23 protein-coding genes and 3 pseudogenes are annotated in these 25204 nt (G+C 64.6%); 4 read left to right on the top strand and 22 right to left on the bottom strand.

What is annotated here, in order from left to right; all coding sequences use genetic code 11:
- Positions 1 to 79: 79 nt before the first annotated feature.
- The 5 genes and pseudogenes from EKH55_RS20025 to EKH55_RS30315 form a co-directional block, all read right to left on the bottom strand.
- Positions 80 to 1639 (bottom strand): PQQ-dependent sugar dehydrogenase, encoded by a 1560-nt coding sequence (locus EKH55_RS20025; RefSeq protein WP_192803845.1) that lies wholly within the window; start codon positions 1637 to 1639, stop codon positions 80 to 82.
- Positions 1636 to 2097: a DUF2231 domain-containing protein gene (locus tag EKH55_RS20020; RefSeq protein WP_151612724.1), complete on the bottom strand. Its 462-nt coding sequence runs from the start codon at positions 2095 to 2097 to the stop codon at positions 1636 to 1638. Before EKH55_RS20020 ends, EKH55_RS20025 begins: the two co-directional genes overlap by 4 nt.
- Positions 2098 to 2223: 126 nt before the next feature.
- Complete coding sequence (locus tag EKH55_RS30070; protein WP_269808420.1) at positions 2224 to 2346, bottom strand: hypothetical protein; 123 nt, start codon at positions 2344 to 2346, stop codon at positions 2224 to 2226.
- An 87-nt stretch (positions 2347 to 2433) separates the two neighbouring features.
- Positions 2434 to 2631: pseudogene (locus EKH55_RS30320) on the bottom strand (thiamine pyrophosphate-dependent enzyme); the annotation flags it as partial.
- Positions 2632 to 3043: 412 nt separating this feature from the next.
- A pseudogene (locus EKH55_RS30315) lies at positions 3044 to 3973 on the bottom strand (thiamine pyrophosphate-binding protein); the annotation flags it as partial.
- Between the two features lie 241 nt (positions 3974 to 4214).
- On the opposite strand from EKH55_RS30315, the gene EKH55_RS20010 reads away from it, so the two are divergent.
- Both EKH55_RS20010 and EKH55_RS20005 read left to right on the top strand, forming a co-directional pair.
- Positions 4215 to 4658 (top strand): PPC domain-containing DNA-binding protein, encoded by a 444-nt coding sequence (locus EKH55_RS20010; RefSeq protein ID WP_151612722.1) that lies wholly within the window; start codon positions 4215 to 4217, stop codon positions 4656 to 4658.
- Positions 4659 to 4661: 3 nt separating this feature from the next.
- Positions 4662 to 5681, top strand: a complete 1020-nt coding sequence (locus EKH55_RS20005; RefSeq protein ID WP_151612720.1) for an SDR family oxidoreductase — start codon at positions 4662 to 4664, stop codon at positions 5679 to 5681.
- Between the two features lie 107 nt (positions 5682 to 5788).
- On the opposite strand, the gene EKH55_RS20000 is transcribed toward EKH55_RS20005, so the two are convergent.
- The 14 genes from EKH55_RS20000 to EKH55_RS19935 form a co-directional block, all read right to left on the bottom strand.
- Positions 5789 to 6817: a trans-3-hydroxy-L-proline dehydratase gene (locus EKH55_RS20000; protein WP_151612718.1), complete on the bottom strand. Its 1029-nt coding sequence runs from the start codon at positions 6815 to 6817 to the stop codon at positions 5789 to 5791.
- Positions 6818 to 6830: 13 nt separating this feature from the next.
- A complete protein-coding gene (gene lhpI / locus EKH55_RS19995; protein WP_151612716.1) occupies positions 6831 to 8519 on the bottom strand; it encodes a cis-3-hydroxy-L-proline dehydratase in 1689 nt (562 codons plus the stop codon).
- Complete coding sequence (locus EKH55_RS19990) at positions 8516 to 9517, bottom strand: 4-hydroxyproline epimerase (RefSeq protein WP_151612714.1); 1002 nt, start codon at positions 9515 to 9517, stop codon at positions 8516 to 8518. Before EKH55_RS19990 ends, lhpI begins: the two co-directional genes overlap by 4 nt.
- A gap of 14 nt (positions 9518 to 9531) precedes the next feature.
- Positions 9532 to 10776 carry an NAD(P)/FAD-dependent oxidoreductase gene (locus tag EKH55_RS19985; RefSeq protein WP_151612712.1) on the bottom strand — a complete coding sequence of 415 codons (1245 nt, stop codon included), beginning with the start codon at positions 10774 to 10776 and terminating at the stop codon, positions 9532 to 9534.
- A gap of 101 nt (positions 10777 to 10877) precedes the next feature.
- Positions 10878 to 11831: a dihydrodipicolinate synthase family protein gene (locus tag EKH55_RS19980; RefSeq protein ID WP_151612710.1), complete on the bottom strand. Its 954-nt coding sequence runs from the start codon at positions 11829 to 11831 to the stop codon at positions 10878 to 10880.
- Positions 11832 to 12007: 176 nt separating this feature from the next.
- A complete protein-coding gene (locus EKH55_RS19975; RefSeq protein WP_151612708.1) occupies positions 12008 to 12718 on the bottom strand; it encodes a GntR family transcriptional regulator in 711 nt (236 codons plus the stop codon).
- A gap of 76 nt (positions 12719 to 12794) precedes the next feature.
- On the bottom strand, positions 12795 to 14042 hold the full coding sequence (lhgO, locus tag EKH55_RS19970) for an L-2-hydroxyglutarate oxidase (RefSeq protein ID WP_246231952.1): 1248 nt from the start codon (positions 14040 to 14042) through the stop codon (positions 12795 to 12797).
- Between the two features lie 76 nt (positions 14043 to 14118).
- Positions 14119 to 15075, bottom strand: a complete 957-nt coding sequence (locus EKH55_RS19965) for a YihY/virulence factor BrkB family protein (protein ID WP_151612706.1) — start codon at positions 15073 to 15075, stop codon at positions 14119 to 14121.
- Between the two features lie 103 nt (positions 15076 to 15178).
- Positions 15179 to 16141, bottom strand: coding sequence for a DUF3618 domain-containing protein (locus EKH55_RS19960; RefSeq protein WP_151612704.1), 963 nt, complete (start codon positions 16139 to 16141; stop codon positions 15179 to 15181).
- Positions 16138 to 16557 carry a phage holin family protein gene (locus EKH55_RS19955; protein WP_151612702.1) on the bottom strand — a complete coding sequence of 140 codons (420 nt, stop codon included), beginning with the start codon at positions 16555 to 16557 and terminating at the stop codon, positions 16138 to 16140. The genes EKH55_RS19960 and EKH55_RS19955 overlap by 4 nt, the downstream gene beginning before the upstream one ends.
- Positions 16550 to 17131, bottom strand: a complete 582-nt coding sequence (locus tag EKH55_RS19950; protein WP_151612700.1) for a nutrient deprivation-induced protein — start codon at positions 17129 to 17131, stop codon at positions 16550 to 16552. The genes EKH55_RS19955 and EKH55_RS19950 overlap by 8 nt, the downstream gene beginning before the upstream one ends.
- 506 nt (positions 17132 to 17637) lie before the next feature.
- Positions 17638 to 20520, bottom strand: a complete 2883-nt coding sequence (locus EKH55_RS19945; RefSeq protein ID WP_151612698.1) for a cation-translocating P-type ATPase — start codon at positions 20518 to 20520, stop codon at positions 17638 to 17640.
- A 419-nt stretch (positions 20521 to 20939) separates the two neighbouring features.
- Entirely contained in the window at positions 20940 to 21161 is a 222-nt protein-coding gene (locus tag EKH55_RS19940) for a hypothetical protein (RefSeq protein WP_151612696.1), read from the bottom strand.
- Positions 21162 to 21344: 183 nt separating this feature from the next.
- Positions 21345 to 21632 carry a hypothetical protein gene (locus EKH55_RS19935; RefSeq protein WP_151612694.1) on the bottom strand — a complete coding sequence of 96 codons (288 nt, stop codon included), beginning with the start codon at positions 21630 to 21632 and terminating at the stop codon, positions 21345 to 21347.
- A gap of 112 nt (positions 21633 to 21744) precedes the next feature.
- Between EKH55_RS19935 and EKH55_RS30310 the strand changes: the two genes are divergently transcribed.
- Entirely contained in the window at positions 21745 to 22692 is a 948-nt protein-coding gene (locus tag EKH55_RS30310) for a Crp/Fnr family transcriptional regulator (protein ID WP_427915869.1), read from the top strand.
- A gap of 108 nt (positions 22693 to 22800) precedes the next feature.
- Here the strand turns inward: EKH55_RS30310 and EKH55_RS19925 are convergent.
- The 3 genes and pseudogenes from EKH55_RS19925 to EKH55_RS19915 form a co-directional block, all read right to left on the bottom strand.
- Positions 22801 to 23298 (bottom strand): annotated as a pseudogene (locus EKH55_RS19925) (hypothetical protein); the annotation flags it as partial.
- Positions 23299 to 23377: 79 nt separating this feature from the next.
- Positions 23378 to 23599 (bottom strand): DUF378 domain-containing protein, encoded by a 222-nt coding sequence (locus EKH55_RS19920; RefSeq protein WP_151612692.1) that lies wholly within the window; start codon positions 23597 to 23599, stop codon positions 23378 to 23380.
- A gap of 51 nt (positions 23600 to 23650) precedes the next feature.
- On the bottom strand, positions 23651 to 24106 hold the full coding sequence (locus tag EKH55_RS19915; protein ID WP_246231988.1) for a fasciclin domain-containing protein: 456 nt from the start codon (positions 24104 to 24106) through the stop codon (positions 23651 to 23653).
- 206 nt (positions 24107 to 24312) lie between these two features.
- Here EKH55_RS19915 and EKH55_RS19910 point away from each other — a divergent pair, with 206 nt between their 5' ends.
- Positions 24313 to 24903 (top strand): helix-turn-helix domain-containing protein, encoded by a 591-nt coding sequence (locus EKH55_RS19910; RefSeq protein WP_151612688.1) that lies wholly within the window; start codon positions 24313 to 24315, stop codon positions 24901 to 24903.
- Positions 24904 to 25204: the final 301 nt, after the last annotated feature.

Here is a 25204-nt window from a genome sequence, read left to right as displayed (position 1 = left end):
GGCATCGGCTCAGAGCTGTTGGCGATTCCGCAGGTTCAAGCGACCGACTACCTGCGCCGGTGACTTGTTTTCTCCCGCCCTATTGCGCGCCCTCCGGGGACGTCGCCGGGGCAGTCTCCATCTGCGCCGGTCTCGGGGGCTGAGCACGCCCGCCTTCGGCCGCCGGCTTGGCTTGCAGCGGTTCGGCCGGTTGAGGCTCGGTCGCGCCCGTCGCGGTGGCGTCGGTCTCTTCTCCGACGTCGCTGGTGAGCGTATCCCCTTCCTGTCCGTCCGAACCGATCGGGCGCGGCGTGACCGAGCCGTCGGCCGCCGCGACACGCCAGACCGTGTTGCCTGCGTCATCGGCAATGAGGAGGGCGCCGGTGCCGTCGATGGCGACGCCCACCGGCCGGCCGCGAGCCTGGTCGCCATCGAGGAACCCGGTCACCACGTCCTCCGCCATACCGGCCGGCCGGCCGTTCTCGAACGGTATGTAGACGACCTTGTAGCCGTTGAAGGTATTGCGGTTCCAACTGCCGTGCATTCCGACGAACGCGCCGTTGGCGTAGGGCTGCGGCATGGCGGAGCCGTTGGTAAAGGCGAGTCCGAGCGCGGCCACGTGGCTGGACAGAGCGTAATCGGGGACAATCGCCTTTTCCACCATCTCCGGCCGCGGCGGGTGGACCCGTTCGTCCACGTGATCGCCGAAATAGCTCCACGGCCAGCCGTAGAAACCGCCTTCCTGAACCGAAGTCATGTAATCGGGCACGAGGTTCGGCCCGAGCTCGTCGCGCTCGTTGACGACGGTCCAGAGGGCGCCGGTTTCGGGGTGAAAGGTCAGGCCGTTGGGATTGCGCAGACCCGAAGCGAAGACGCGAGCGGCACCCGTTTCGCGGTCCACCTGCCATATGGCGGCGCGCCCCTTTTCAGCCTCCAGCCCACGCTCGCCGACATTGGAGTTGGAGCCAACCGAAGCATAGAGGAAGCGCCCTTCGGGGCTGAGGGCCAGGTCCTTGGTCCAATGGTGGTTGATCGGCCCGCCGGGAAGCGGCGTCAGCACACTCGGTGCGTCCGTGATCTCTGCCTGGCCAAGCTCATAGGGATAGGCGAGGATAGCATCGGCCGCTGCCACGTACAGCGTTCCCTTAGTCCATGCCACGCCGAAAGGAGAATTGAGCCCGGTCAGGAGATCGCGTCGTTCGTCCACCTGGCCATCGCGGTCGGTGTCTCTAAGCAGCGTGATGAGGTTGCTTTCCTTCTCGGGACCGCCCCCGCCGCCGCGCGCCATCGACATGATCCAGTCCCGGATCATGTCCTTGGGCCTCGAGACCGGCTTGCCGGGCGGTGCCCGCCCCTGCACGACGAGCACGTCGCCGTTCGGAAGGGTGTGGACCGTGCGCGGATTGACGAGATCCCTCGCATAGGCGGCAACGACCAGGTTCTCCGGCACGTCGGGCTTTTCACTTTCCTGCCATCCGACGACCTCGGCGATCTTCATGTCGGGCAGCAGTTCCGCAGAGGGTTCTGGCAGAACCGGATCGGGCCCGATCTGCCGGGAGACGTCGAAATCGGCACCGTCCTCGCCGCAACCGGCAAGTATTGGCAGGCTGACGCAGCCTGCGGCGAGCGCGGAGGCGCGCAGCATGGCGGTTCTGTTCATGATAATCCACTCCGGGCGTATCGATGGGTGCGGGGTCGACGGACGAGCAATCCGTCGATCACGGCGATGATGGCGATAAGAAGCACGGTCGCCGCCGACAGCGTCAGTCCCCACGGCACGACGGCGGTCCACCCGTCGCCGGCGTGGACAAGACTGTTCAGGAAGGCAAGTCCGAGGATCAGGACATACCCGACCGCATGGAGCCAAATCGTCCGCCCTGCAAAGCGGGCCGGGCGAAGCAGGAACTCCACCGCGCCGACCACCGCAGCGATGACACCGAAGACAAGGCCGACGAGCAACAGCCATTCGGAGAAGTTCTGCCACATGAGAAAGCCGGTTTGCCAAAAGGCGATGTCGGTCAAAAGCGTCAGCGTGAAGCAGACGACCGGAAATTGCGCGAACAGCGAATGGAACGGGGTTACCACGATTACGGCGGGGCGAGAGTCCTCCAGGGTCATCGGAACCTCCTGCTGCATGTCTTTCGAAAGCGGGGCACTAGGGCGAAACCTCATGCTTGCGCATTTGTTCCTCATGCCAGGCGGCCACATGAAGCCGCGCTTCCCGCCTGCTTGCGTCTTCGCCCATCACACAATCTCCCGCACCGTATCCGAGGCGATGGTGAGCGCGATCTTGCCCCGTGCCGGCGTGCCGCGGGCAAGCGACTCGGCAAGGTGCGCCGCCTGTTTCAGGGTTGCCTTCGGCGGCATCGGCGGCTCATGCGGGTCGACGACCGCCTCGACGAGCACCGGGCCTGGCGCGGCAAGCGCCTCACGAAGGGTTTCGGCGCATTCGGCCGCATCCTCGATGACGAAGCTCTTCAGCCCGAAGCCCCTGGCGACGGTGGCGAAGTCGATCGGCTGCAGATCGCAGACATATTCCGGATTGCCGAGGAAGACCATCTGCTCCCATTTGATCTGACCGAGCGTATTGTTCTTGATGACGACGATCTTCACGTCGAGGCCGTATTTCATGCAGGTTGCAAGTTCGCCCATCAGCATGGTCAGCCCGCCATCGCCGATGAAGCAGATGACCTGCCGACCGGGGGGCTGCGGCGATCGCGTAAGGCAGGCCGCAGGCCATGGTGGCGAGATTGCCCGAGCAGGAGAACCGCATGTTGCCCCGGATCATCAGGTGCCGGGCGGCCCAGGTGGTGATGGTGCCGGAGTCTGCGGCAATGATGGCGTCGTCCGTCAGGAGCTTGTTGAGCTCGTGCGCCACCACCTGGGGCTTCATCGGCATGTCCTGGCGGGTGCCGCGCTCGGCCATTAGGTCGCGCCACTCCTTCATGCCGGCCTGCGCCGTTTCGAGGAAGGAGCGGTCCTCGCGGTAATCGAGCCGCGGCAGCAGCGCCGCCAGCACCTTCGCGGTATCGCCGATAAGCGCCGCCTCAACGGGGTAGCGCAAGCCGACGCGCTGCGGATCGAGCTCGATCTGCACGGCGCGCGCCTGCCCCGGCTCCGGATAATATTCGATATAGGGAAAGTTGCTGCCGGCGATCAGCAGCGTGTCGCATTGCTCGAGTGCCTCCTGTGAGGGCTTGGTGCCGAGCAAACCGATGCCTCCGGTAGAATAGGGACTGTCGTCCGGCAAGACGGCCTTGCCGAGCAGCGGCTTGACGACGGGCGCGCCGAGCCGCTCGGCCAGTGCGGCAATTTCCTCCCGAGCGCCAAGCGCGCCCCGGCCGGCAAGGATCACCGTCTTTTTGCCGCCATTGAGGATGGAAGCGGCGCGGGCGACTTGCTCGTCGCTCGGCAGCTGCGCCGAGACGGCCATCAAATCGGAGACATGTTCGGCCACATTGCGCTTGGAGCGACGGCTCGAATCGACCGGCATGGATTGCACGTCGACCGGCATCGTGACGTGCGCCACGCCTCGATAGGCGAGTGCCGTGCGGCAGGCGAGCTCGACCGTGTTCTCGACATGGTTCGTCCCCATGACCCGGGCATTGTAGACGCAGACGTCGACGAACAGCTTGTCGAGCTCTACGTCCTGCTGGGTATAGGTGTGCAAAAGGTCATGGAACTGCAGACCGGTAATGGCGAGCACCGGCTGGCGATCGAGCTTGGCGTCGTAGAGCCCGTTCAAGAGGTGGATGCCGCCGGGGCCGGATGTGGCGATGCAAACGCCGAGCCTGCCGGTCCACTTGGCATAGGCACACGCCGCAAGCGCCGCAGCCTCCTCGTGCCGTACCTGGATGAAGCGGATCTGGTCCCGCCGAGTGCGCAGCGCCTCGATGATGCCGTTGATCCCATCGCCCGGAATGCCGAAGATCGTATCGACGTTCCAATCGATCAATGTGTCGACAAGGACGTCGGCTGCAGTTGGTTTGGCCATCGCTATTCTCCGGATTTCTATGGAACAAATTGCTGTCTATCGGCCCCCCGCCGGTAGCCCCCCTTGAGAGTAAACCGAGCACCAAAACTTATGTTCCCGGCGGATGCCGCCACGGTCCCGGTCACGGAACAAAGACCGTCCGCTCGGGTTTGCCGAACGACACTGCGTGCCGCGGCGGGCAAATTCGTCAACTGCCGCACGGACCACCGCGCCGGCGGCTCCGATCCGTGGAGGTCAAATCATGCAGAGCAAGCTTCTCGCCGGGAACGACGGCCAGCGCACCTTTGCCCTCGTGCTGGAAACGGGCGATAGGGTGATGGCGTGCCTTTCGGATTTCGCCGAGCGCGAGCAGCTGTCGGCATCGCAGTTTTCGGCGATCGGCGCCTTCAGCGATGCGGAAATGCGCTACTTCGACTGGGAGGCAAAGACCTATCTTCAAATTCCCGTGAACGAGCAGGTGGAGGTCGCCACTCTCAACGGCGACGTGGCGCTCGCTCCGGACGGAAAACGCGCCATCCACATCCATGCCGTGCTCGGGAGACGCGACGGCAGCGCCATTGCCGGCCACCTCGCTGAAGCGCACGTCAGGCCCACGCTTGAGATCGTGCTCACGGAATCCCCGGCACATCTGCGCAAGAAGCACGACCCGGAGACAGGATTGACGCTGATCCATCCGGAGGCCTGAACCATGACCGGACGCGCTTTCAAAACCAGAGGAAATGTCGTCGTCGTGACCGGAGCTTCGGCCGGCGTCGGCCGCGCCGCCGCGCGCCGCTTCGCTCGCGCCGGTGCCGCCGTGGCCCCGATCGCCCGCGATGCCGCCTCGCTTGAGGAAACGGCGGCGGAGATGGAGGCTGCCGGCGCGAGAGCTCTGGCGATCCCGGCCGACGTCGCCGACGCCGACGCCGTCTTTGCAGCTGCTGAAGAGGTAGAAGAAAAACTCGGTCCCATTGATGTCTGGGTGAACAACGCAATGGCAACAGTCTTTGCACCGGTCGCGGACGCGACGCCTGAGGAGTTCCGGCGCGTGACGGAGGTCACCTATCTCGGCTACGTCTACGGGACCATGGCGGCGCTGCGACAGATGCGCCGCCGCAACCGCGGGGTGATTGTGCAGGTCGGATCCGCGCTTGCCTATCGCGGCATTCCGCTCCAGGCGGCCTTTTGCGGGGCAAAGCACGCCATCCGCGGATTCACGGATTCCTTGCGCTGCGAGCTTCTGCACGAGAGTAGCGACATTCGCCTCACAATGGTGCAGTTGCCAGCTGTCAACACGCCGCAATTCGACTGGGCCCGCAGCCATCTCGACCATGAACCCCGTCCGGTTCCTCCGGTCATACAGCCGGAAACGGCGGCGGCGGCCATCTTCAGGGCCGCGCACCAGCACGATCGCGAGATCTGGGTCGGATTCAGCACCGTCAAGGTCATCCTCGGAAACATCGTTGCTCCGGGCTTTCTTCACCGCCTCCTGTCAAGGCAGGCTTTCGAGGCGCAAGAGACGCAACGACTTTTGCCGGCCGACCGGAAGGACAATCTCGAAACGCCCGTGCGGGGTCTGCACCGCACGCGCGGGTCCTTCGGCACCGAGGCCAGCACCTTCGCGTCCGTCGTCTCCGGCCGGGCCGCACGCGTTGGCGCCGCTTCGCTCTTTCTCGGGCTGATCGCCGCCGGCAGTTGGCTCGCGAGGCGGCGATCGGCACCGCGTTAGAGCGCCGATCTCCCTGTATCAGATCGGCGCTCTAATGCTTTCTTTTTGACGCATGATCTTATCGATCCTCGTTTCACTCCGGTCGGATCATGCGCTAGCCTGCTCATTCAACGCGCACCCCAGGTGTCGGTCAGACGATAACCCTCCGGCCACGGATCCGACGGATCGAGCATGTGCTGGTGGATGCCGGTGATCCAGGCGCGGCCCGAAATTTCCGTCAGAATGGCCGGCCGGTCGCCGACCCTGGTCGTGCCGACGATACGGCCGGAAAAGGTCGAGCCGATCAGCGATACCGCCGTCAGTTGCTCCCCCTCGCCCATCTCGCCGCGCGCCTTGAGCACGGCCATCCGCGCCGAGAGCGCCGTGCCCGTCGGCGAGCGGTCGATCTTGCCCGGCTGGATCGCGACGGCCGCACCGGTGCGAAGGCCCTCTTCACCGCGCTCGACGGCGCCGGCGAAGAGGCAGAAGGAGAAATGCTTCCAGTCGGGGTTATCCGGGTGATGGAAGCCGAGCTGGGTATTGGCCGCCTTGGTGATCCGGACCCCGAGGCGGGCAATGTCATGCGCCTCCTCCGCAACGAGCCCGAAGCCCATGGACGGCGCATCGACGATCACGAAACTGTCGCCGCCATAGGCGGTGTCTACGGTCAGAGTGCCGAGCCCCTCGACCTCCAGCTTGGCCCCCAGCCGGTCGGCAAAGCTCGGCAGGTTGCGGACTAAGATGCGTTCGGCCTTGCCGTCGCGACACTCCGCGCGCACCCGGACGAGCCCGCCGGGGGCTTCCAGGGTGATCTCCGTCACCGGCTCCTTCATCGGCAGAATGCCGCTGTCGAGCAGCACCGTCGAAACGCAGATCGCATTGGACCCCGACATCGGCGGTGTGTCTTCCGGCTCCATGATGATGAAGGCCGCGTCGGCCTCCGGGTGCTTCGGCGGCACCAGGAGATTGACGTGGCGGAAAACTCCGCCGCGCGGCTCGTTGAGGACGAAGTTTCGCAGGCTCTGGTCACGGGCGATCCAGCGGCTCTGCTCCCAGATCGTCTCGCCGGGCGGAGGCGCGACACCGCCGACGATCACGTCGCCGACCTCACCTTCCGCATGAGCAGAGATCACATGAATGGTCTTGGTGCTGCGCATCGAAATCTCCCTCTCAGGAAAGCCAATCCGGCAGCCGCGCGGGGACACGCCCGGTCAAAGCCGCCTCGACGCAATCGGCGAGGCTGCCGAAACGGACGCGGCGACCGGAGAGAGCGGGACCGTAATGGGCGTATTTGCCGGAATTCGTCATCACCGCGCGGGTCGCCACCGGGAACACCGGTTCCGAGATCGAGCACCAGCAGAGATCGGGCAGGACCTCCACGCCGCTTGCCTCGAGCCGTGCGAGCGTGCCATCGCTGCGTGCCGCCGCGATCACCTCCTGCCCCGCCGTGACCAGCACGGCGACGCCCGGGTGCCGCCTGCGGCCTGAAAAGGCCGCAGCCAGGGCGCGACATTCCGGCAGCGAGGCGTGCGGGCTGCCGATGGCGACGAGTTGCACCTCCTCCGGCCCTTCGTTCAGGAGCGACCAGGCGGCGATCATGTCGGCACGGCTGATCTTCGCCCTGTCCGCGTCGGCAGCGGCGCCGTCCGCCTCGGGCGTCACGCCCTCGATATGCAGCATCGGCGCGGCCGACGTCGTGCCGAAGGCGGCACAGAGCGCCTTCAGGTCATCGCGCGAGGGCTCTGCCGGAGCGAGACCGCGAAGGAGCGGAATGCAATCGGGGGCGACCCGACCGGCGAGATAGCCGATCAGCGGCCAGAACGCATCGTCCACGCCGTCGGGCAAGTCCACGTCAATGACGCGCCGGGCCTGGCGATTGTGATCGAGATAGACACCGGAGCGTGGCGCCCGTCCGGTGAGCGCGATGCAGAGGTCGAGAAAATCGGGGTGCTTGGCGGTGCGCGCGCCGAGCACGCTGTTGGCGAAGGTCACGGCGTTCGACTCCGCCCAAGCGATCACGTCGCCGGCCACGGGCGCATCGCCGAGCAGATAGGGCGCGCAGGTAAAGCTCGGCCGGCATCCCATGCGGACATAGGCGTCGGCAAGGCGCGCCGCCGCCTTGCCGAAGGCCGGCGGAACGCCCTGCTGCGGCCAGTTGGCGTAGTCGACGGAAATGGCGTTCATGGTGGTCGGCACTCGGACCTTGGAACCGAGTTCGGCCATCCTCTCGGCAAAGGTCAAGTTCGCGGGGCTCGCATAGATGCAGCCGTCGATATGGCCGCGGGTCACGTCCACGAGATCGCGCGCGCCCTGCGCGACCGCCATGGCGCAGATGATGCGCATGGCCTGCTGCACCGCAATGCCCTCGCGCCCGTCCAGCATGGCCCGGTCCGCCTCCGAGAGGTCGAGCACGGCGGTGGCGGGCGGGGAGACCGGGATCGTCAGGCCGTCGGCTTCTATCGCGTCGTCGCCAATCCGGGCCGACTTCGCTCGAGAAACGGCCGCGAAGGCATCCGGCGCCAGGCGCAGGACCGGCAGCGTTTTTTCGAACATCTCGGACGCGATCAGCGCGCCGAGCGTCAGCACGTCCTCGGCCTCCGAAAATATGAGCGCGGCGGGGGCACGACCGGTCAGCACGAGGTCCAGGAGCACGCCCGACCCCGAACAGGACCCGCGGCTCGACGGCATCATGAGAATGGACCCGCCGAGCGAGGCGCCATGCAAAGGGTGGTGCACGTCGATCACACACCCGCTCGCGGGATCGACCCCGCCCCAGAAGCTCAGCGCCTCGTGCGCAACGATGACCGGCCCCTCGGCCGAGCCCCTGAGAATACCGCGGGCGGGGTGCCGCTCGCTCATTTCACCACGAAACCATGCGCGAAGGGATCGCGGTCGTCGATGAAGATCGTGTTGTAGCCGGTCATCCGCGCCCAGCCGGCGACCGACGGGATGATCGCATCTCGACCCGCGACCTCTGTCGCCGCCTCGACCCTACCTTTGAACAGAGAGCCGATGATCGATTCATGCACGAATTCGTCGCCGATCTTGAGCTTGCCCTTGGCGGCGAGTTGCGCCATCCGGGCGGAGGTGCCGGTGCCGCAGGGCGAGCGGTCGATCGCCTTTTCGCCATAGAACACTGCGTTGCGGGCATGGGCGCCCGGCTGCGTCGGCCTGCCCGTCCACTGGACATGGCTCAAACCCCGGATCTCCGGATGGTCCGGGTGGATGAATTCGTACTTGGCGTTGAGGGCGGCCCGCAGCTTCGGGCTCCAGCCGACAAGTTCCCCCGCCGTATGGTCGGCCATGTCGCGGAAGTTCTTCTGCGGCTCGACGATGGCATAGAAGTTGCCGCCATAGGCGACGTCCACGACGATTTCGCCGAGCCCCTCGACCTCTGCCGTCAGCCCTTCCGCATGAAGGAAGCCGGGCACATTGGTAAGCCGCACCTCCTCGACGAAGTGTCCTTCCTGCCGGTAGGTGATGTCCACCCTGCCGGCCGGCGCGTCGATCGACAGTTTCCCGGGCTCGCGCGGGGTGATCAGGCCGTTTTCGATCCCCATGGTGATCGTGCCGATCGTTCCGTGCCCGCACATCGGCAGGCAGCCTGAGGTCTCGATGAAAAGCACCGCCACGTCGCAATCCGGCCGCGTCGGCGGATAGAGGATGGAGCCGGACATCATGTCATGGCCGCGCGGCTCGAACATCAGGCCGGTGCGGATCCAGTCGAACTCGCGCAGGAAATGCGCCCGCTTTTCCAGCATGGTGGCGCCCTCAAGACGCGGGCCGCCGCCGGAAACGAGCCGGACGGGGTTCCCGCAGGTATGCCCGTCGATGCACGAGAAGGTGTGGGTGGTCATGCTCGAAACCTCTGTCAGAATCTTTGCGGCGAAAAGGATGCGATGTCGATAGCGGGTGTCGCGCCGGTCAGCAGATCGGCGACGATGCGGGCGGTGCCGGCGGATTGGGTGAGACCGAGATGACCATGGCCGAAAGCATGGATCACCCGCGGCGTCGCACGGGCGCGGCCGATCGCCGGTAGGCTGTCCGGCAGCGAGGGGCGGAATCCCATCCACTGGACGCCGCCCTCGGACTTCAGCCCCGGCAGGAAGGCCAGCGCCTTCTTCAGCATGGCCTCCGACCGCCGGAAATTCGGCGGACGTTCGAGACCGCCGAGTTCGACGGCGCCGCCGACGCGGATGCCGGGCGCGAGCCGCGTGACGACGAAGCCGTGGCCTCCGAAGGTGATCTGGGTGCGCAGATCGAAGGCATCGGAGGGAAGCGTGGTGTTGTAGCCGCGCTCGGTCTCGAGCGGGATGCGCTCGCCAATGGTTCTGGCAATCCGGTGGGAGAAGGCCCCCGCCGCAAGCACGACCTGCGCCGCCCGTCGGGCTCTTCCGTCCCCAGTCATCACGTCCACCCCGCCCTCGACTGGCTGAAGCGCTTTGACCTCCGCCCGTTCGATCGCGCCGCCTTTTGCGCGGAGGTGATCCGCCAGCGCCAGCGTATAGAACTTGGGGTCGGCTATGGAATACCAGCCGGGCGTGAAGGTCCCGTGGGTGAAGCGCGGCGCGAGGCCCGGCTGGATCTCGGCCATGCCGGCCGCGTCGAGGTGGCGGAACGCGATGCCGTGCTCCGCCCGCGCCCTCCAGCCGCCAAGCGAAGCCTTGAACTCCGCTTCGCCCTCATAGACCTGGAGGTTGCCCTCCTTGCGCAGCATCGGCATCGTGCCGGTCTGCGTCAGGAACGGCTCCAGTTCCGCCTTCGAGAGATCCATCAGGGCCGTTTGCGCAGCCATCGAATGGGCGACGCGCCCGGGCGCGCAGGCGCGCCAGAAACGGAACATCCACGGCGCGATCTGGAGCGCATAGGCGGGCGGCACCGTCAGCGGCCCGAGCGGATCGAGAAGCCATTTCGGCGCCTGCCTCAAGATTCCCGGCGAGGCGAGCGGCAGGATGTCGGTAAAGGCGAAGGCGCCGGCATTGCCGGCGGATGCGCCGGCGGCAGGCCCCTGCCGGTCGAGCACGGTGACCGACAGTCCGCGCGCCTGCGCGGCAATCGCCGCGGAGAGCCCGATGACCCCGGCACCGATCACGATGACGTCTGCTTCGCCCGTCATCGGCGGCGAGTAGCGCGGTGGTCGCGCTTCGAGATGACGGCCATTCGCGTTCCCTTTGTCAAAACCGTCAAGCGTGGAGCGTCCGACTTCGGCGTCACGCGCTAGGCCTCCACGGTGCCGGAGCGCTTGCTCCACTCGGCATACCAGCTGTTGAACAGCTTGAACTGTGCCTCGACATAGCCGCGCTGGCTATCGGTCAGCACATCGGTTTCGTTGAAATGGAGGATATATTCCTTCTCCCCTTTCAGCACCATCATGTGCTTGAAATAGAGGACGAGGTCCGGGCCTTCGTCGAAGGAGGAGAGGACTGCCAGCGCCTGCTCCAGTTCCAGTGCGCGCCGGCGTGCTTCCACATCGCCGCGGGCGGCAGCCTCCGAAAGTTTGCAGAGGTGGATCACCTGCTTCGGCAGGACGTTGCCGATACCGGTGATTGCACCGGTCGCGCCGCAATTCACGTAGCCGTGGAAGACGGCGGTGTCGACGCCGATCATCAGCGAAACGCCGTCGTCACGGCTGGTGATGTGTTCGGCCGCATAGCGCAAGTCGGCAGGTCCGCCGAATTCCTTGAACCCGACGAGGTTCGGATGCTCGGCGCGCAACGCGAAGAAGAGATCGGCTCGGGTGGCGAAGCCGTAATAGGGGCTGTTGTAGATCACCGCCGGGGTGTTCGGGGCGGCAGAAAGAATCGCCTTGAAATGCGCCTTCTGCGCGGCGAGCGAAGGCCCGCGGGAGAGGACCCGTGGGATCACCATGAGACCCCCGGCGCCCACCTTCTCCGCATGCGCCGCATGCGCGACGGCCGAGGCGCTGTTGACGGCACCGGTGCCGACGATGACGGGCACGCCCGCCTGCACCAGCCGTTCGACACCTTCCATGCGCTGCGCGTCCGTCAGCAGCGGCCAGTCGCCCATCGAGCCGCAATAGACGACCGCGGACATGCCTTCTCCGATCAGCTCCTTGCCCTTGCGGACAAGGGCATCGAAGTCCGGGCTGCGGTCTTCCTTGCAGGGCGTCATCAGCGCCGGAATGACGCCGGAAAAAATCTTCGCCTTCATGTGCGAACTCCTGTTGGCTGTCGCGCATCGGCTCGACGATCAGAACCGATTTTCGGGAATCCCGGCGCGGTGGTTCAAAGACTTGCAGCGGGAAAAGGCGCCGCCACTGGCGCGTCTTCCGACCGTTCCAGGAGAGATAATACACTTTGTATTTTATTTGTCGACAGAAATCCGGATCACAGGCTGATATTCAGCCGCCCCTTGCGGGCGAAGAGCGTCCGTATCTGATCGACGATCTGCTCGGCATGCGTCCGGGCCAGCCGGTCGGCGGTCTCGACGTCGCGTGCTGTAATGGCGGCGATCATCTCCTCGTGCTCGTCCACGAAGCGCTGCGGCAGCCGGTCGTCATAGGACTGGTAATAGAGCCGAAGGATGCGCCGCCCCTCGTCGAGCAACCGGTTGAAGAGACCGGTGAAATAGGCATTGCGTCCGGCCTCGGCGATGGCCGAGTGGAAGGCGGCATTGGTGGCGATCATCGCCAGCGGGTCCTGTGCCTCGACAGCGGCCTTGAACTCCGCCTGGCGGGCGCGGATCACCTCCAGGTCCTCAATGCGGTGGTGCTCGGCCGCCAGTCGCGCCGTCACCCGATACATCAGCACCAACGCGTCGAAATAGGTGTGCAGATTGAGGAAGTCGATGTTCGATACCATCGTCGACCGGTTCGGAAGCGTGTCGATCAGCCCTTCGCCCGCGAGCCGGACAAGGGCCTCGCGGATCGGTGTGCGCGACAGCTTGAAACGTTCGGCGAGTTGCACCTCGTCGACGGGGCTGCCGGGAGGCAGCACGAGATCGAGGATCTCATCGCGCAGGGTGTCATAGACCATCTTGACGCCGGAGCCGCGCTTGCGCTCCGGAGTGAAATTGGCGTCGGTGTCGTTTCGGGTCATCTGGCATTCCTCTTGTCGACAAGAGAAATACGTTGCCGCGCCGGTGGGAGCAACACCGTTCGCCGATCAAACGGCTTCAGGATGGGTCCGCGGTCTCGCGCGTCACCCGGTTTTCGAGCAGACGATCGACGATCATGGTTGCAATGGGGATGGCGGAGGTGGCCGCCGGCGATGGGGCGTTGCAGACATGCAGCATGCGCTCGGAGGCCACGAACAGAAAGTCGTGCACGAGGGTTCCGTCGCGCATGACCGCCTGCGCCCGGATGCCGGCGCCCGGCCGCGTCAGATCGGCAAGCGTTAGCGACGGACAATATGTGCGGCACTTTTCGAGATAGCGCCGCCTGGACAGCGAACCACCGAACTCGTCGAGACCGGAGCGCCAGTTCTTGGCCAACACCCGCCAGAAGCCGGCAAAGCCGGTCATGTCGGCCATGTCCTTCCAGTCGACGCTGCCCTTTTCATAGCCTTCGCGGGCGAAGCCGAGCACGGCATTCGGCCCGACCGTGACGCTGCCATCGATCATCCGCGTCAGATGCACGCCGAGAAAGGGCAGCTCCGGATCCGGGATCGGATAGATCAGGTGCCGGACGATTGTCGCCCGGCTTGCCGGCAGCGTGTAATATTCGCCCCTGAAGGGTACGATCCGGTGATCGATCGCCAGGCCCGCGAGAAGCGCCAGCCGGTCCGATTGCAGGCCGGCACAGGCGACGAGCCGAGCGGCGCGGAACGTCTCGCCGCCCGCCTCGACCGTGACGCCGCTCTCCCGCTCGTCGATTGCGGTCACCCGCGCCTTGAACGCGACTTGGCCGCCCCTCTCGACGATCTCCGCGGCCATGGCCGCGCAGACGGCGCCATAGTCGACAATGCCGGTGGACGGCACAAGCAATGCGCCAAGTCCCGTGATCGACGGTTCGGCAGCCCGCAGCCGACCATGATCGAAATGTTCGAACCCGATTCCGTTCTGCACGGCACGGGTGGCCAGCGTCTCCATGCGTTCCATTTCGAGATCGTTCGTGGCGACGAGAAGCTTGCCGCACTCCTCGAAGGCGATCCGGTTGCGCGAACAGAACTCCTTCGTCGCCCGCGCTCCCTCCCGGCAGAGCCGCGCCTTCAGGGACCCGGGCTGATAGTAGATGCCGGCATGAATGACGCCACTGTTGTGACCGGTTTGATGAAGGCCCGGCCGATCCTCCTTTTCCAGCACGAGCAGCCGCGCTCCGGGCTCCCGCCGGATTAGTTCACCGGCCGTTGCCAGGCCGATGATCCCGCCACCGATCACGCAGTAGTCATAGTCGTTCCGAGCAACCATCGCGCGCTTCAACATTGCGACCGCCTTCGCTGTGGAATTCCGCACCGCTACTATAGGAGGAATGGGCGGCGGAGAGAAAGGGCCGCCATCGCTAATCCTTCGCGCCGCCGGCCCTGTCCGTGCCGGCGCCTTGGCCGGCTTGTCCAGATTCCCGCGCCGTCTTTTCCAGAACGGCGTTGAGTTCCGCCCCGACGATCACAATCAAGGTGGAGAGCCAGGTCCAGAGCATGAAGCCGATCGCGGCACCCAACGTGCCGTAGGTCGCATTGTAGTTGGCGAAGTTGTCGATGTAATAGGAGAACAGCACCGAAGCGGCCAGCCACGCGACCAGGCTGAAACCCACGCCCCAGGCCAGCCACTTGAGCTTGCCCGGGTCGCGGCTCGGACCGTAGCGATAAAGCACCATGATTCCCGCGCCGACGACCAGGAGCAGCACGGGCCACCGCACGAGCTTTGCCAAGTTTTCCAGCCAAAGCTCACCGGGGAACAGAGCAAAGAAGGCAGGCAGGATCGCGATTGCCGCGATGAGGACGGCAATGAGCAGGAGGCCGCCCAATGTGAAACCGAGGCTCAACAGCGTCAGCCGAACGATGCCGCGCTCCTCTTCCTCGTCATAGGCGATGTTCATCGCCTCGAACAACGCCGAAATCCCGTTGCGCGCGCTCCAGAGCGCGACGAGCAATCCCGCCAGGAAACCGATGCTGAGGCTCGATGCCCTCTGCGAGACCAATGTATTCAACTGGTCCGTGACGATTTCGAGCGACTCGGACGGCAGCACCGCCGAAAGGAAGGCGATCTGATTGGCAATGGTGGCCGGATCCGAGACGAGGCCATAAATCGAGACGAGCGTGGTCAGCGCTGGAAAAAGAGAGAGAATGAGGTAGAAGGTGACGCCCGCCGCCACCAGCGTTACGCGGTCGTCCCTGATCTGGGCAACGAGACGCCAGAAAACGTCGCGCAGGTCATTGAGCGAGATCGGATTTCGTGCCCCCTCCGCCTCCTGGCGCGTGCCTTTCGTCGCCTCGTTTGCTTCTTCGCGAAGGATCATCTGACGATTCCCGCTCGTTTGCCGATCAGCCTGTCGAAGCCCTTCGCTTTGCAGCGCCCCTCGTCGTTTCAGACGCGCGGCGCTGCCGGACCGACGGCACCGATCACTCCCGCAGCGTTTCCCGTAGCCGCTCCAGCGCCGCGTCATGGGCTTCGAGCGCGGCATCGCTCGATTTCTGCACGACCTTCTCGGCAGCACCCACAGCCTCGCTGGCCGCTTCACTCGCCCTGTCGGCGATATCTTCGCGCACCCGGTCCGACGCCTCCCCCATAGCCTCGTCCTCGGCTTCTGTGCGGGGTAGCGCGGCTCCGATGGCAGCGCCGACGGCGAATGCGAGCGCTCCGCCGACCAGAGGCTGATCGCGAAAATGCTTGAGGATGGCTGCGTTCAGGCGGGCAGTCTCCTCTCCCACCGACCCGCCGGCGGTGCGTACGCTACCGGCGACGGATCTGCCGGTTTCGGCGATGGAGTGGGCCATGCGGCTCGTCGATTCGCTCACCTGCCGCCATGTCCGCGATGTCCAGCCGGTGGCCTCTTCGAAAAGAGCGCCGGTTTCGTCGCGTATGTCGTCGATCTGCTTGCCCGCGGCGTCGGCGAAGCCACGATACATCTTGCCACCTTGGTCGACGAAGTGCCCTGCGCGGCGACCGGTGGCATCCGTGAGCGCCCGGAAGCGGTTGCCCGTTTCATCGGCAAAGTGGCTGTAGCGTTCGCCGAAGCTCTCTTCCACGGGGCCGGTGCGCCTGATCGGGCCGTTGACCGTTGCCAGCGGATATTGGTCAGGCTCGGGTTCGTTGTATTTGGGCGCCCGGGAGCCTGGGTTGGCGATCAGCCATGCAATGCTGATCCCTGCAAGCGCGACCGGAATGGGATTCGACCGCAGGGCCACGCCGAGATTGTGCAGATAGTCGTTGCCGCCGCTCGCCCTGGCGTAGTGGATCACCTCATCCATCAGCTGGCCGGGCGACATGCGATCCTGGATCGCATGGAGCCGTGCTTCGATTTTCTCGCGGTCGGCCTCAATCTCTCGCTGCAGCTCGGCAGCCGAGTGCGCGTAAGCGTTCATGGCACTCTCTCCTTCACGACGTCGACATCACGCCGCAACGACGCTGCCGTTCTGTCGAACTTGAAACTCCCGTCCCGCAGTGTCGAAAGGCCACGCGACACCATTGCCCAGGCGAGCAAGGCGACGACGGCACCGACGACGGCGGCGGACAGCGCGTCGGCATTCGGCTCGGTCATGCCTTGGGCGACGAGAAATGCCGCCAGCCCCTTTACGACCGCCGCCAGCAGCACGCCGATGGCGCCGATGGCGAAGACCAGCCCGATGAGAAGCGTTTCTATGCTGCCGACCGCACGGTTGAGGTTTTCCGATGCCTCGGCCTTTGCAAGATCGATTTCCTTGCGGAAGAGCCCGGATATGTCCGATACCAGCCCGGTCAGGAGCTCGGTCAGCGGGCGATCATCTCGTTGATTAACCATTGCGCAGGTCCTCCTGGGTTTGACGCGGCCCTTCCGGCAAGGGCGATTGCCCGGCTTCCCGTCGGGTACGGCGTTCAGAAGAGGCGACGAGGAAGCGGCTGGCGCTCAAACCCGCAATGGCCGCAAGGCCGAGAAAGGCGAGCGGCTGCCTGCGGCCGAAATCTTCGGCCACGGCGGCGATCTCGCCGAGGCTTCGGCCCTCCACCTGGCGGGCAAATTTCTGAAGCGAACTGCCGATCTGTTTGGCATAGCGGCCGAGCGCCTGTCGATCGGACTGCTCGAGTTCGGCGCCGACCTTCTCGATGGCCGTTCCGACGCCGCTCAACTGGCGTGCCGCCACGTTCTTCTGGCCTTCGGCCTTGCGGGTGACGTCCGTCTTGACTTGCTCGACTTGCTCCTTGGCAAACCGCCGGCCCTCGTCCAGGTCTTCCCAAAGCGCTTTCTGCAGGTCGCGCCCCGCTCCGGTCTCGCGCGTTCTCTCGATGCCTTCGTCCTGTGGAACATCGGCGCCGGGTGAGGTTCTTGGCAGGCCGGATGGATCACTCGGCACGCGGGAATTGTCTTCGTTGCTCATTCTGGCTCCTCCCGGGATTGTGTGGCCAAATTCTGATTTGATTCGAACTATCAACGCGCAGCCTTGTTCCCTCGGAGCGGAAACAACGGACTTCCGGTGTGGCCTTGGAGGGCTGCTGGGCACTTCGGAGAGGTCTCGGCACCCCCTCCCAGCGGGGCTTCGGCCAACCAGAGACCCGGATCGATTCGAAATCCGGACCGAACAAGCGAAATGCGCTCCGGTTCGGCCGATGAGGCACAACCGGACGGGGTAAACCAGTGGAGCTGATTTGGGAAGCGCTCTACCACGGCCCCGGGGGCATATTCTGGAAAACGCGCTCTACGGCGCCGCGCGTCTTTTCAGACGCTTTTAGACGGGCAAAGATTGTAACTCTTTGAAATACTGCACGTCTTTGTCCTTAAATCGAGGTCGATTAAATGAGACATGCAAGTAGGAACTGATTTTCGGATACGCCATTTCCGCATCCATCTGCTCGTCACAGGCGAGCAGATGGCCGAAGGCGCGGGTCATGGCTCAGTGGGCATCGGCCCTTCGGTCGCCCGCGCAGGACCGATTTTGGCGACCAGCCGGCGCGTGAAGACCTTCTCGATCTCGCGCAGCCACAGCACGGAACTCGCCGCGGCGGCGCAGAACGCCCAATCGCCAACGCCGATTGCGACGGTGGAGAATGCCGCCTGCAAAAACGGCAGGTAGATCACGGCGGCATGCAAGGCGAGCGAGAGGCCGACCGCGACCCAGAGCCATCGGTTGGCGAACAGGCCGACAAATGCGCTCTGCTCGTCGGAGCGCGCGCTGAAAACGTTGAAGAGCTGGAACAGCATCAAGGTGGTGAACGCCATGGTCCGACCATAGACGAGCGTGCCAGAGCCGTCGATGAAGCCGCCCGGCAGCGAGGCATCGAGCACGAGGATGGTGCCTGCCGCCATGATGACGCCGACGAAGGCGATCCCCATCCACATGCGCGGCGTGACCGCCCCCTCGTCGCGCGGTCGCGGCGGTCTGCTCATCTGATCGGGATCGGCCGGGTCGGCCCCGAGCGCCAGGGCGGGGGCTCCATCCGTGACCAGGTTGATCCAGAGGATTTGGGTGGCCAGCAGCGGCAGCACGATGCCGCCGCTTCCCGCTGCCCTGAGCCCGATCGCTTCTGCCAGGAGCACGCCGAAGACCATCGTCATGACCTCGCCGATGTTCGAGGAGAGCAGGTAACGCATGAATTTGCGGATATTGGCGAAGATCGTCCGTCCTTCCTCGACGGCAGCGACGATCGTCGCGAAATTGTCGTCCGCCAGCACCATGTCCGAGGCTTCCTTGGAAACATCCGTGCCGGTGATGCCCATGGCGATGCCGATATCCGAGGTCTTGAGTGCCGGCGCGTCGTTGACTCCGTCGCCCGTCATGGCGACGGTGAGGCCCGCCCGCCGGAGGGCCTCGACGATGCGCAGCTTGTGCTCCGGGTCGACGCGGGCAAAGACCGAGGTCTCCGCAACGACACGGTCGATATCCTCATCGGACATGGTTTCGAGTTCGGTGCCGGTCACGGCCCGCTCGTCCTCGGTGATGCCGAGCTCGCGCGCGATCACGGCCGCGGTACGGGGATGGTCCCCCGTGACCATGACCGGCCGGATGCCGGCCGAACGAGCCCGCGCAACCGCCCGCTTCGCCTCCTCCCGCGGCGGATCCATGATGCCGATAAGGCCGAGGAAGATGAGGTCCCGTTCCGCCGATCTGCCGTCACCTCCGCCAAGCTCAGCGGAAGGCAGCGAACGATAGCCCGTTGCAAGCGTTCTCAGCGCTTGCCCCGCGAGTTCTTCATTGGCGGACTGAATTGCCGAGCGCCGTTCCTCAGTAAGCGGCCGAGGCTTTGAGCCGACCAACTCCTGCGTCGAGCGCGACAGAAGCACTTCCGGCGCCCCCTTTGTGAAGAGGCGAATGGGGCCCGCGTCGCCGTCCTCATGGATCGTGCTCATCAGCTTGCGCTCGGAGGAGAAGGGGATTTCGTGCACCCGCTCGAAGCGGTCGGCGACCTCTTCGCCGAGCCCCGCCCTGCATGCGGCGACAACGAGTGCCCCCTCCGTCGGATCACCCTTGACCGTCCAGCGACCTTCCTCATTCTCGATCCGAGCATTGTTGGCGCGGGCGCCGGCGGCCAGTGCAAGCAGCACCTCCTCCTTGAGTGCGCCCTCGACCGCCTCGCCTCCTGGACGATGCATGGCGCCCTCGGGCGCATCGCCCGTCCCTTCGAACTCGACCGCCCCGCTCGCCGTCACCACCCGCCGGACCGTCATTTCGTTGCGGGTCAGCGTGCCGGTCTTGTCGGAGACGATGACGTCGGCGGAGCCGAGTGTTTCGACCGCCGTCAGGTGGCGGATGACCGCATTGCGCGCCGCCATGCGCTGTACCCCGATCGCGAGCACGGTCGTGATGATCGCCGGAAGCCCTTCCGGCACCGCGGCAACCGCGATCGCGACGCCGAAGATCAGGACGTCGAACAGGGCGGTGAGTCCGTCGATCTCTTCGATCAACAGGATCATCGCGATGATGGAGGTGGCGATGACGACGACCGCTGCGCCGAGGAAGCGGCCGAGCCGGTCGAGCTCGCGCTGGAGCGGCGTCCGCTCATCCCGCGTCACCTTGAGCAGTCCGGCGATCCGCCCCATTTCCGTCCGCATGCCGGTAGCCGTGATGATCGCGCGGCCGCGCCCGCGGGCGACGGAGGTCCCGCTGAAGACCATGTTGCTGCGGTCGCCGAGCGCTGCCGCCCGTGCGAGCGGCTCGGTGTCCTTGGCGACCGGCTGGCTTTCTCCGGTGAGCGCCGCCTCGATTGCGCGAAGGCTCGCCGCCTCGATCAGCCGCGCATCCGCCGAAACGGTATCGCCTTCCTCGAGCAGAAGGACGTCCCCGGGCACCAGCTCGGCAATGGCGATCTCCCGCTGCTCATTGTCGCGCAGAACCGTCGATTGAACGGCCGTCATCTGTCGCAGCGCAGAAACGGCTTCGGTCGCCCGTGCCTCCTGGAGATAGCCGATGGCGGCGTTGAGCAAGACGATGGCAAGGATTGCGATGGCCTCGTAGGGCAGTTGCGTATCCCGTTCGACCAGCCACAGCAGACCGGAGATCACCGCCGCCGCAATCAGGAGCAGCACGAGGACGTCGTTGAACTGGGAGAGAAATCGGCGCCAGCGCGAGGGCGGCTTTTCCTGTGTCAATTCGTTGCGCCCGAACCGGGACAGCCGCCGCGCGGCCTCCTCGGCGCCAAGGCCGGTTTCCGTGTCGGATTCAAGGGCCGCAGCCAGTTGCTCGACAGTCTGACGATAGGACTCGTCCTTGCGGATCGGGCCGCCCTCGGCGGCCTTATCAGGGGCTGGCGCCCGATCTGCATTGCGCGGCATGATCATCGCCTTCCGCTGAAGATTACGGCGCCCAGCGTTCCCCGGAAGCACAAGGGACGTTGTCCATCTTTGAAGCTGCGCATCCGGCACTTTCGTCAGAATGTCGGCGGCACCGTCAGGAGCTTAACCGGGAGAGCCTTGAAAAGAGATATGCCCGGCCAGCCATTCGCAAAGGGCTGGGCGAGCCGCTGCGCCTCAACTGCCGTCGCGGAGCGAAATTACTCCTGACTCACGAAAGCCAGATACATCAGCGTCAGGTAAGTAATCGGAATGGTCGCCAGTACGTTTCATCGCGATCGACTCCCGGTGCAATAGAGAAATACTGTTGCATCCGGCGCGTCGAGGGGCATTGACCACCGTCAAACCGCATCTGCTCCCGGGACCGGTACAGTTGTGTTGACGGGTCGCTCCCGGTGCGGTCAAGCGTCTTTCCGACCGTCGAAGAAGACAGCACAGTTGATCTTCACCGCCTCGGCTGCAATGGCATCGCCGATTTGCCGATCGCTCAGCCTGACATGCGGAACTCTGCGCCGCACGGCCCGGACCGCATCGCTGATCTCCACGAGCGTTCCCCGCCTGTCGCGCAGATAAGTGGCAATCGCGGCCCGCACCTCTGTCGACACTGCAAGGTGCCGGTTCATGACCGCTCCCTCCGTTGGGAAGCCGGCGGTTCCCGCCTGCTGTATGTCTCCTCAAATCGACCTCGATTTAAGGGCAAAGACATGCAGTGATCCAAAGTGCTACAGCGACCTTTGCGTCGTCTGATAAGCGCGCGGCGCTGTAGAAGCCGCCAGCGACGGTGTCGTTCCGCAAAAGGTGCGCGGTCAAAATGTGAGGATACGACGCGGGCCGATATACTCGGTCTTCAATCCGTCCGTTCGCGCGTTGTACACGAGGAGATTGACGCCAGCGAGGTCGGTCACGATGCGACCGCCATCATAGTTGAAGAGTGCCGAGCTCGCATTTGCCCTGACCCATTCATGCCCTTGCCGTGAAACGATCTGGATCTGCCATCCCGAGCTTCTGGAGTAGGTCACGCGGAAATCCGGCCCGGGTACTGTCTGCTCCTGACGCTCCACCCGGTGAAAACGGTTTGTCGAGTATGCACCCATCGTCTTCTCCCAATCTGTCAGCACGGCCAGGCGAATATTGTCTTAAGTCGTGCTAAAATAGCCAAAACAATCCACAGCGATCATTGATCCAGATCATGGACAGTCATCATCAATGGGCCTTGCCTGCCCTGCGCAAACCTGCAGTATGCGTGTGCGAGGACGCGCGGCGCCCTACAGCCCGTTCCAGCGCTCCCGCAGGCGGTGCACCCTCAGGTTGGCAGGGGACGATCACGAACGGAAGGGAGCTATGATACGATTTGTCCGTCATCTTCCTCTCGCTGAATCGGAAAAGCAGGCGATCCTGAATACCCCAAGAGAAATCCGCCGGTTCCAGCGAGGTGATACGATATACAGGCCGGAAGAACCCGCCGACGCCGCAAGGATACTGGTCGAAGGACTGGCGGTTCAGTACCGGATCCTGCGGAACGGTGAGAGGCAGAGCGCGGATCTGGTCTTTCCGACGCGGTTCTGTGACCTCGGCTGCATTCTTTTCGGCGAGTCGAACCATTTTCTTGCCGCGCTGACGGACGTGGAGATCGTGGAGATCTCGGCCAGCAGGGTTCTCGACCTGTTTGCACGCTATCCGCAGATACCAATCCTGCTCCTGCACCAGGAGACTCGTGATCGCTCCATCCTGTTCGAGCGCCTGCTGAGCGTGGGTCGACGCCCTGCGATCCGGCGGCTGGCGCACCTGCTGACCGAATTCCGCCTGCGCCGGGAGCTCGCCGGCGTCTCGCCGTCGCGCGCGAGGCGTATCCTGCTGCCGCAACGGTGGATCGGTGACTTCCTGGGCCTGACGACGGAACATGTCAGCCGCACAATCGGCAAACTCAAGGCGATGGGGCTGATCGAGCAACACCGCAACGGCATCATAATCCGGGATCCGGCGGGCCTCGCGCGACTTGCCGAATTCGATCCCGGCTATCTGCATCCCGGCGCCGAGGCGGCGCCGCAACCCGTTTCGGCAAGTCGCGGGCGCGAAGAGGGCCCGTCGATTATGAAAGTCCGGGATCGCGCTTCGGATCGGGAGGGCTCGAAAAGAGCGGCAAACAAGGGTTAGAGCCGGCGAAGGGCCGGCGTGCGATCCAGGTCCCAGGGCGGCCGTGGGTTTGTTCGCCGATTCTCCTTGGCGATGACGTCGCAGGCTTGGCTGCGGCCCTTCAAATCCACGGCTGTCATAAGCCCATTGAAGCAGCGCCTGGCGCTGCCGCGGGCGGCAGCGCCATTCGCACGGCTCGCAATGGCGGCGAAGCTGGGCCAGATGGCGCCGCATGGCATTCCATCGCCCGATCTGGCGGTCGTCTTCACCCGGCCACCGCCGACCCAGGAAATAGCGGCAGTACCACTGGAACCAGCCGCGCGGATCATCGGGATGGATCCACCCTTTGGCACGCCACACGCTGAGCGGCTGACCGGCATCGACTCCGAAGTAGTTGAGTTCCGGGTCTCGTCGCGGCGACAGCCGCGCGCCCACGAACCACTCTTCCGGGAACTCGTCCAGGCAATCCGTCATATATTTCCCGCCGAACACCCCAAGGGCCAGCATCTCGGCAGGTGTGAGCTCCGGCGTGAAGTCCTCATGAAAGTTTTCCCCGGCGGTCGCGGTCAAGGCATAATGGTAGCCCTGCTGCATGCGGTCGTTCACTTCCACCCATTTGACAGACATGATCCTTCGCCTTTGGTGATGCCCGCGTCGGGAGGCAGCCAGTGCTCCAGCGACCTTTGCGTCCGATTGCCTCTGATCATCAGCCCCGTTCGGCGGTGAATTTGCCGCCACCGAAGCCGGAGAAGAGCGGCACGAGCTGCGCCGCGGCGGCAACACCAACCGCGACATAGACGATGCGGGACAGTGCCGAGCCGGCGCCGAACAGGGCAGCCACAAGATCTAGTCCGAAAAGGCCGACAAGACCCCAGTTCAATCCCCCCACCACAATGAGCGCGAGCGTGATCAGATTCACAGTCTTCATGGTTTCCTCCATCGAGGGGGCGCCGACGGCGCACCCCTCCAGCACCCCTTATCAGCCTTCCGGCGGCAGGATCACCTTGTCGATGACGTGGATGACACCGTTAGACGCGTCAACGTCGGCCGCCGTCACATGAGCGTCGTTGACCATTACGCCGTCGCCGGAGCTCTTGATTGAAACCGCCTTGCCATTGACGGTCCTTGCCTCGTTCAGCTTCACGACGTCCGCCGCCAGGACCCTGCCCGGGACCACGTGATAGGTGAGCACGCTAACGAGCTTTTCCTTGTTCTCCGGCTTCAGAAGGCTCTCGACCGTGCCTGTGGGCAGTTTCGAAAAGGCGTCGTCGGTCGGGGCGAAAACCGTAAAGGGACCGGCTCCCTTCAGCGTCTCGGTGAGACCTGCCGCGTCGATAGCCGCAGCAAGCGTCTGAAACTGCCCGGCCGCGGCGGCCGTGTCGACGATGTCCTTTTCCGCGGCAACGCCCGCCTTCAGCCCGAGAACCAATCCCATGGTTGCGGCGGCGATGGCCGCTCTCTGTGCAAACTTGTACCTCATGCTTCAACTCCTGGTCAGAACCGTCGGCGTCATGCCTGCGGCCACCTTTCATTTAGAGAAATCTTATTTTCATTCCACTCAAGTTTTCGTGATAGTTACATTTCTTTTCATGAAATGATAAGATGCCGCATCGACAGGGCATGAGAAGAAAACAAGTTGATATGGACGGACTCTCAAAGACGCTTGAAACGGAACTGGAGCGCTATCAGATCGGACCGCGGATCCGCGCGCTGCGCCTCAAGAAGCAGCTCGCCCTGACACAGCTCGCGGCGCATACGGGGCTTTCCACCGCGATGCTGTCCAAGATCGAACGGGGGCGGCTCTTCCCCACGCTTCCCACTCTCGTGCGCATCGCATTGGTATTCGGCGTCGGCCTCGATCACTTCTTCAGCCGCGACCGGCAGCGACCGCTGGTCTCGGTCGTTCGGGCAAGTGAACGCCTGCGCCTGCCGGTGCCGCCGGCGAAGGGGCCGCCTGCCTACCTCTTCGAGAGCCTCGACTACCCGGCTCCGGATCGCCGGATGGAGAGCTACTATGCGGAATTCCCGATGGATTCGCGACCGTCCGACCCGCACCAGCACGGAAGTGCCGAGTTGGTCTTCATAATCGAGGGCGAGCTCGAACTGACGGTGGGCGCGGAGACCGTGTTGCTTGGAAAAGGGGACGCCGCCTATTTCGATTCCAGCGTGAGCCACGGCTATTGCCGAAGGGGAAGCGGACGGTGTTCCGCGATCGTCGTCACGGTGCCCTGAGTGTTTCCACAAGGCTCTGGAAGCTGGGAGGGGGTGTGGCTGATCGCCTGGAAGGCGGAACAAGATGATGGCCGCGGCATTATTCCCGCGCTCGCTTGCAAGGCGGGACCGTAGAGCGCGAAGGAATTGCGTCGGAAAGCCTGGATGACCGCTCGCAGATGGAAGTCTTCAAGTGAACATGCGCAGTTCCGCTGCTGGCGGGGAAGCGGCACGTTCGTTGCGGTCGTCGGCGATCGGACGCCTGGGGTGGCCTGATATGACGGAAACCTCGTCTCCCCAAACACCCGCGAAACCCCACACA

The sequence above is a fragment of the Sinorhizobium alkalisoli genome (assembly GCF_008932245.1).
GTDB lineage: Bacteria > Pseudomonadota > Alphaproteobacteria > Rhizobiales > Rhizobiaceae > Sinorhizobium > Sinorhizobium alkalisoli.
Note: the sequence above shows the minus strand (reverse complement) of the source record. Positions and strands in the feature narration are given on the sequence as shown.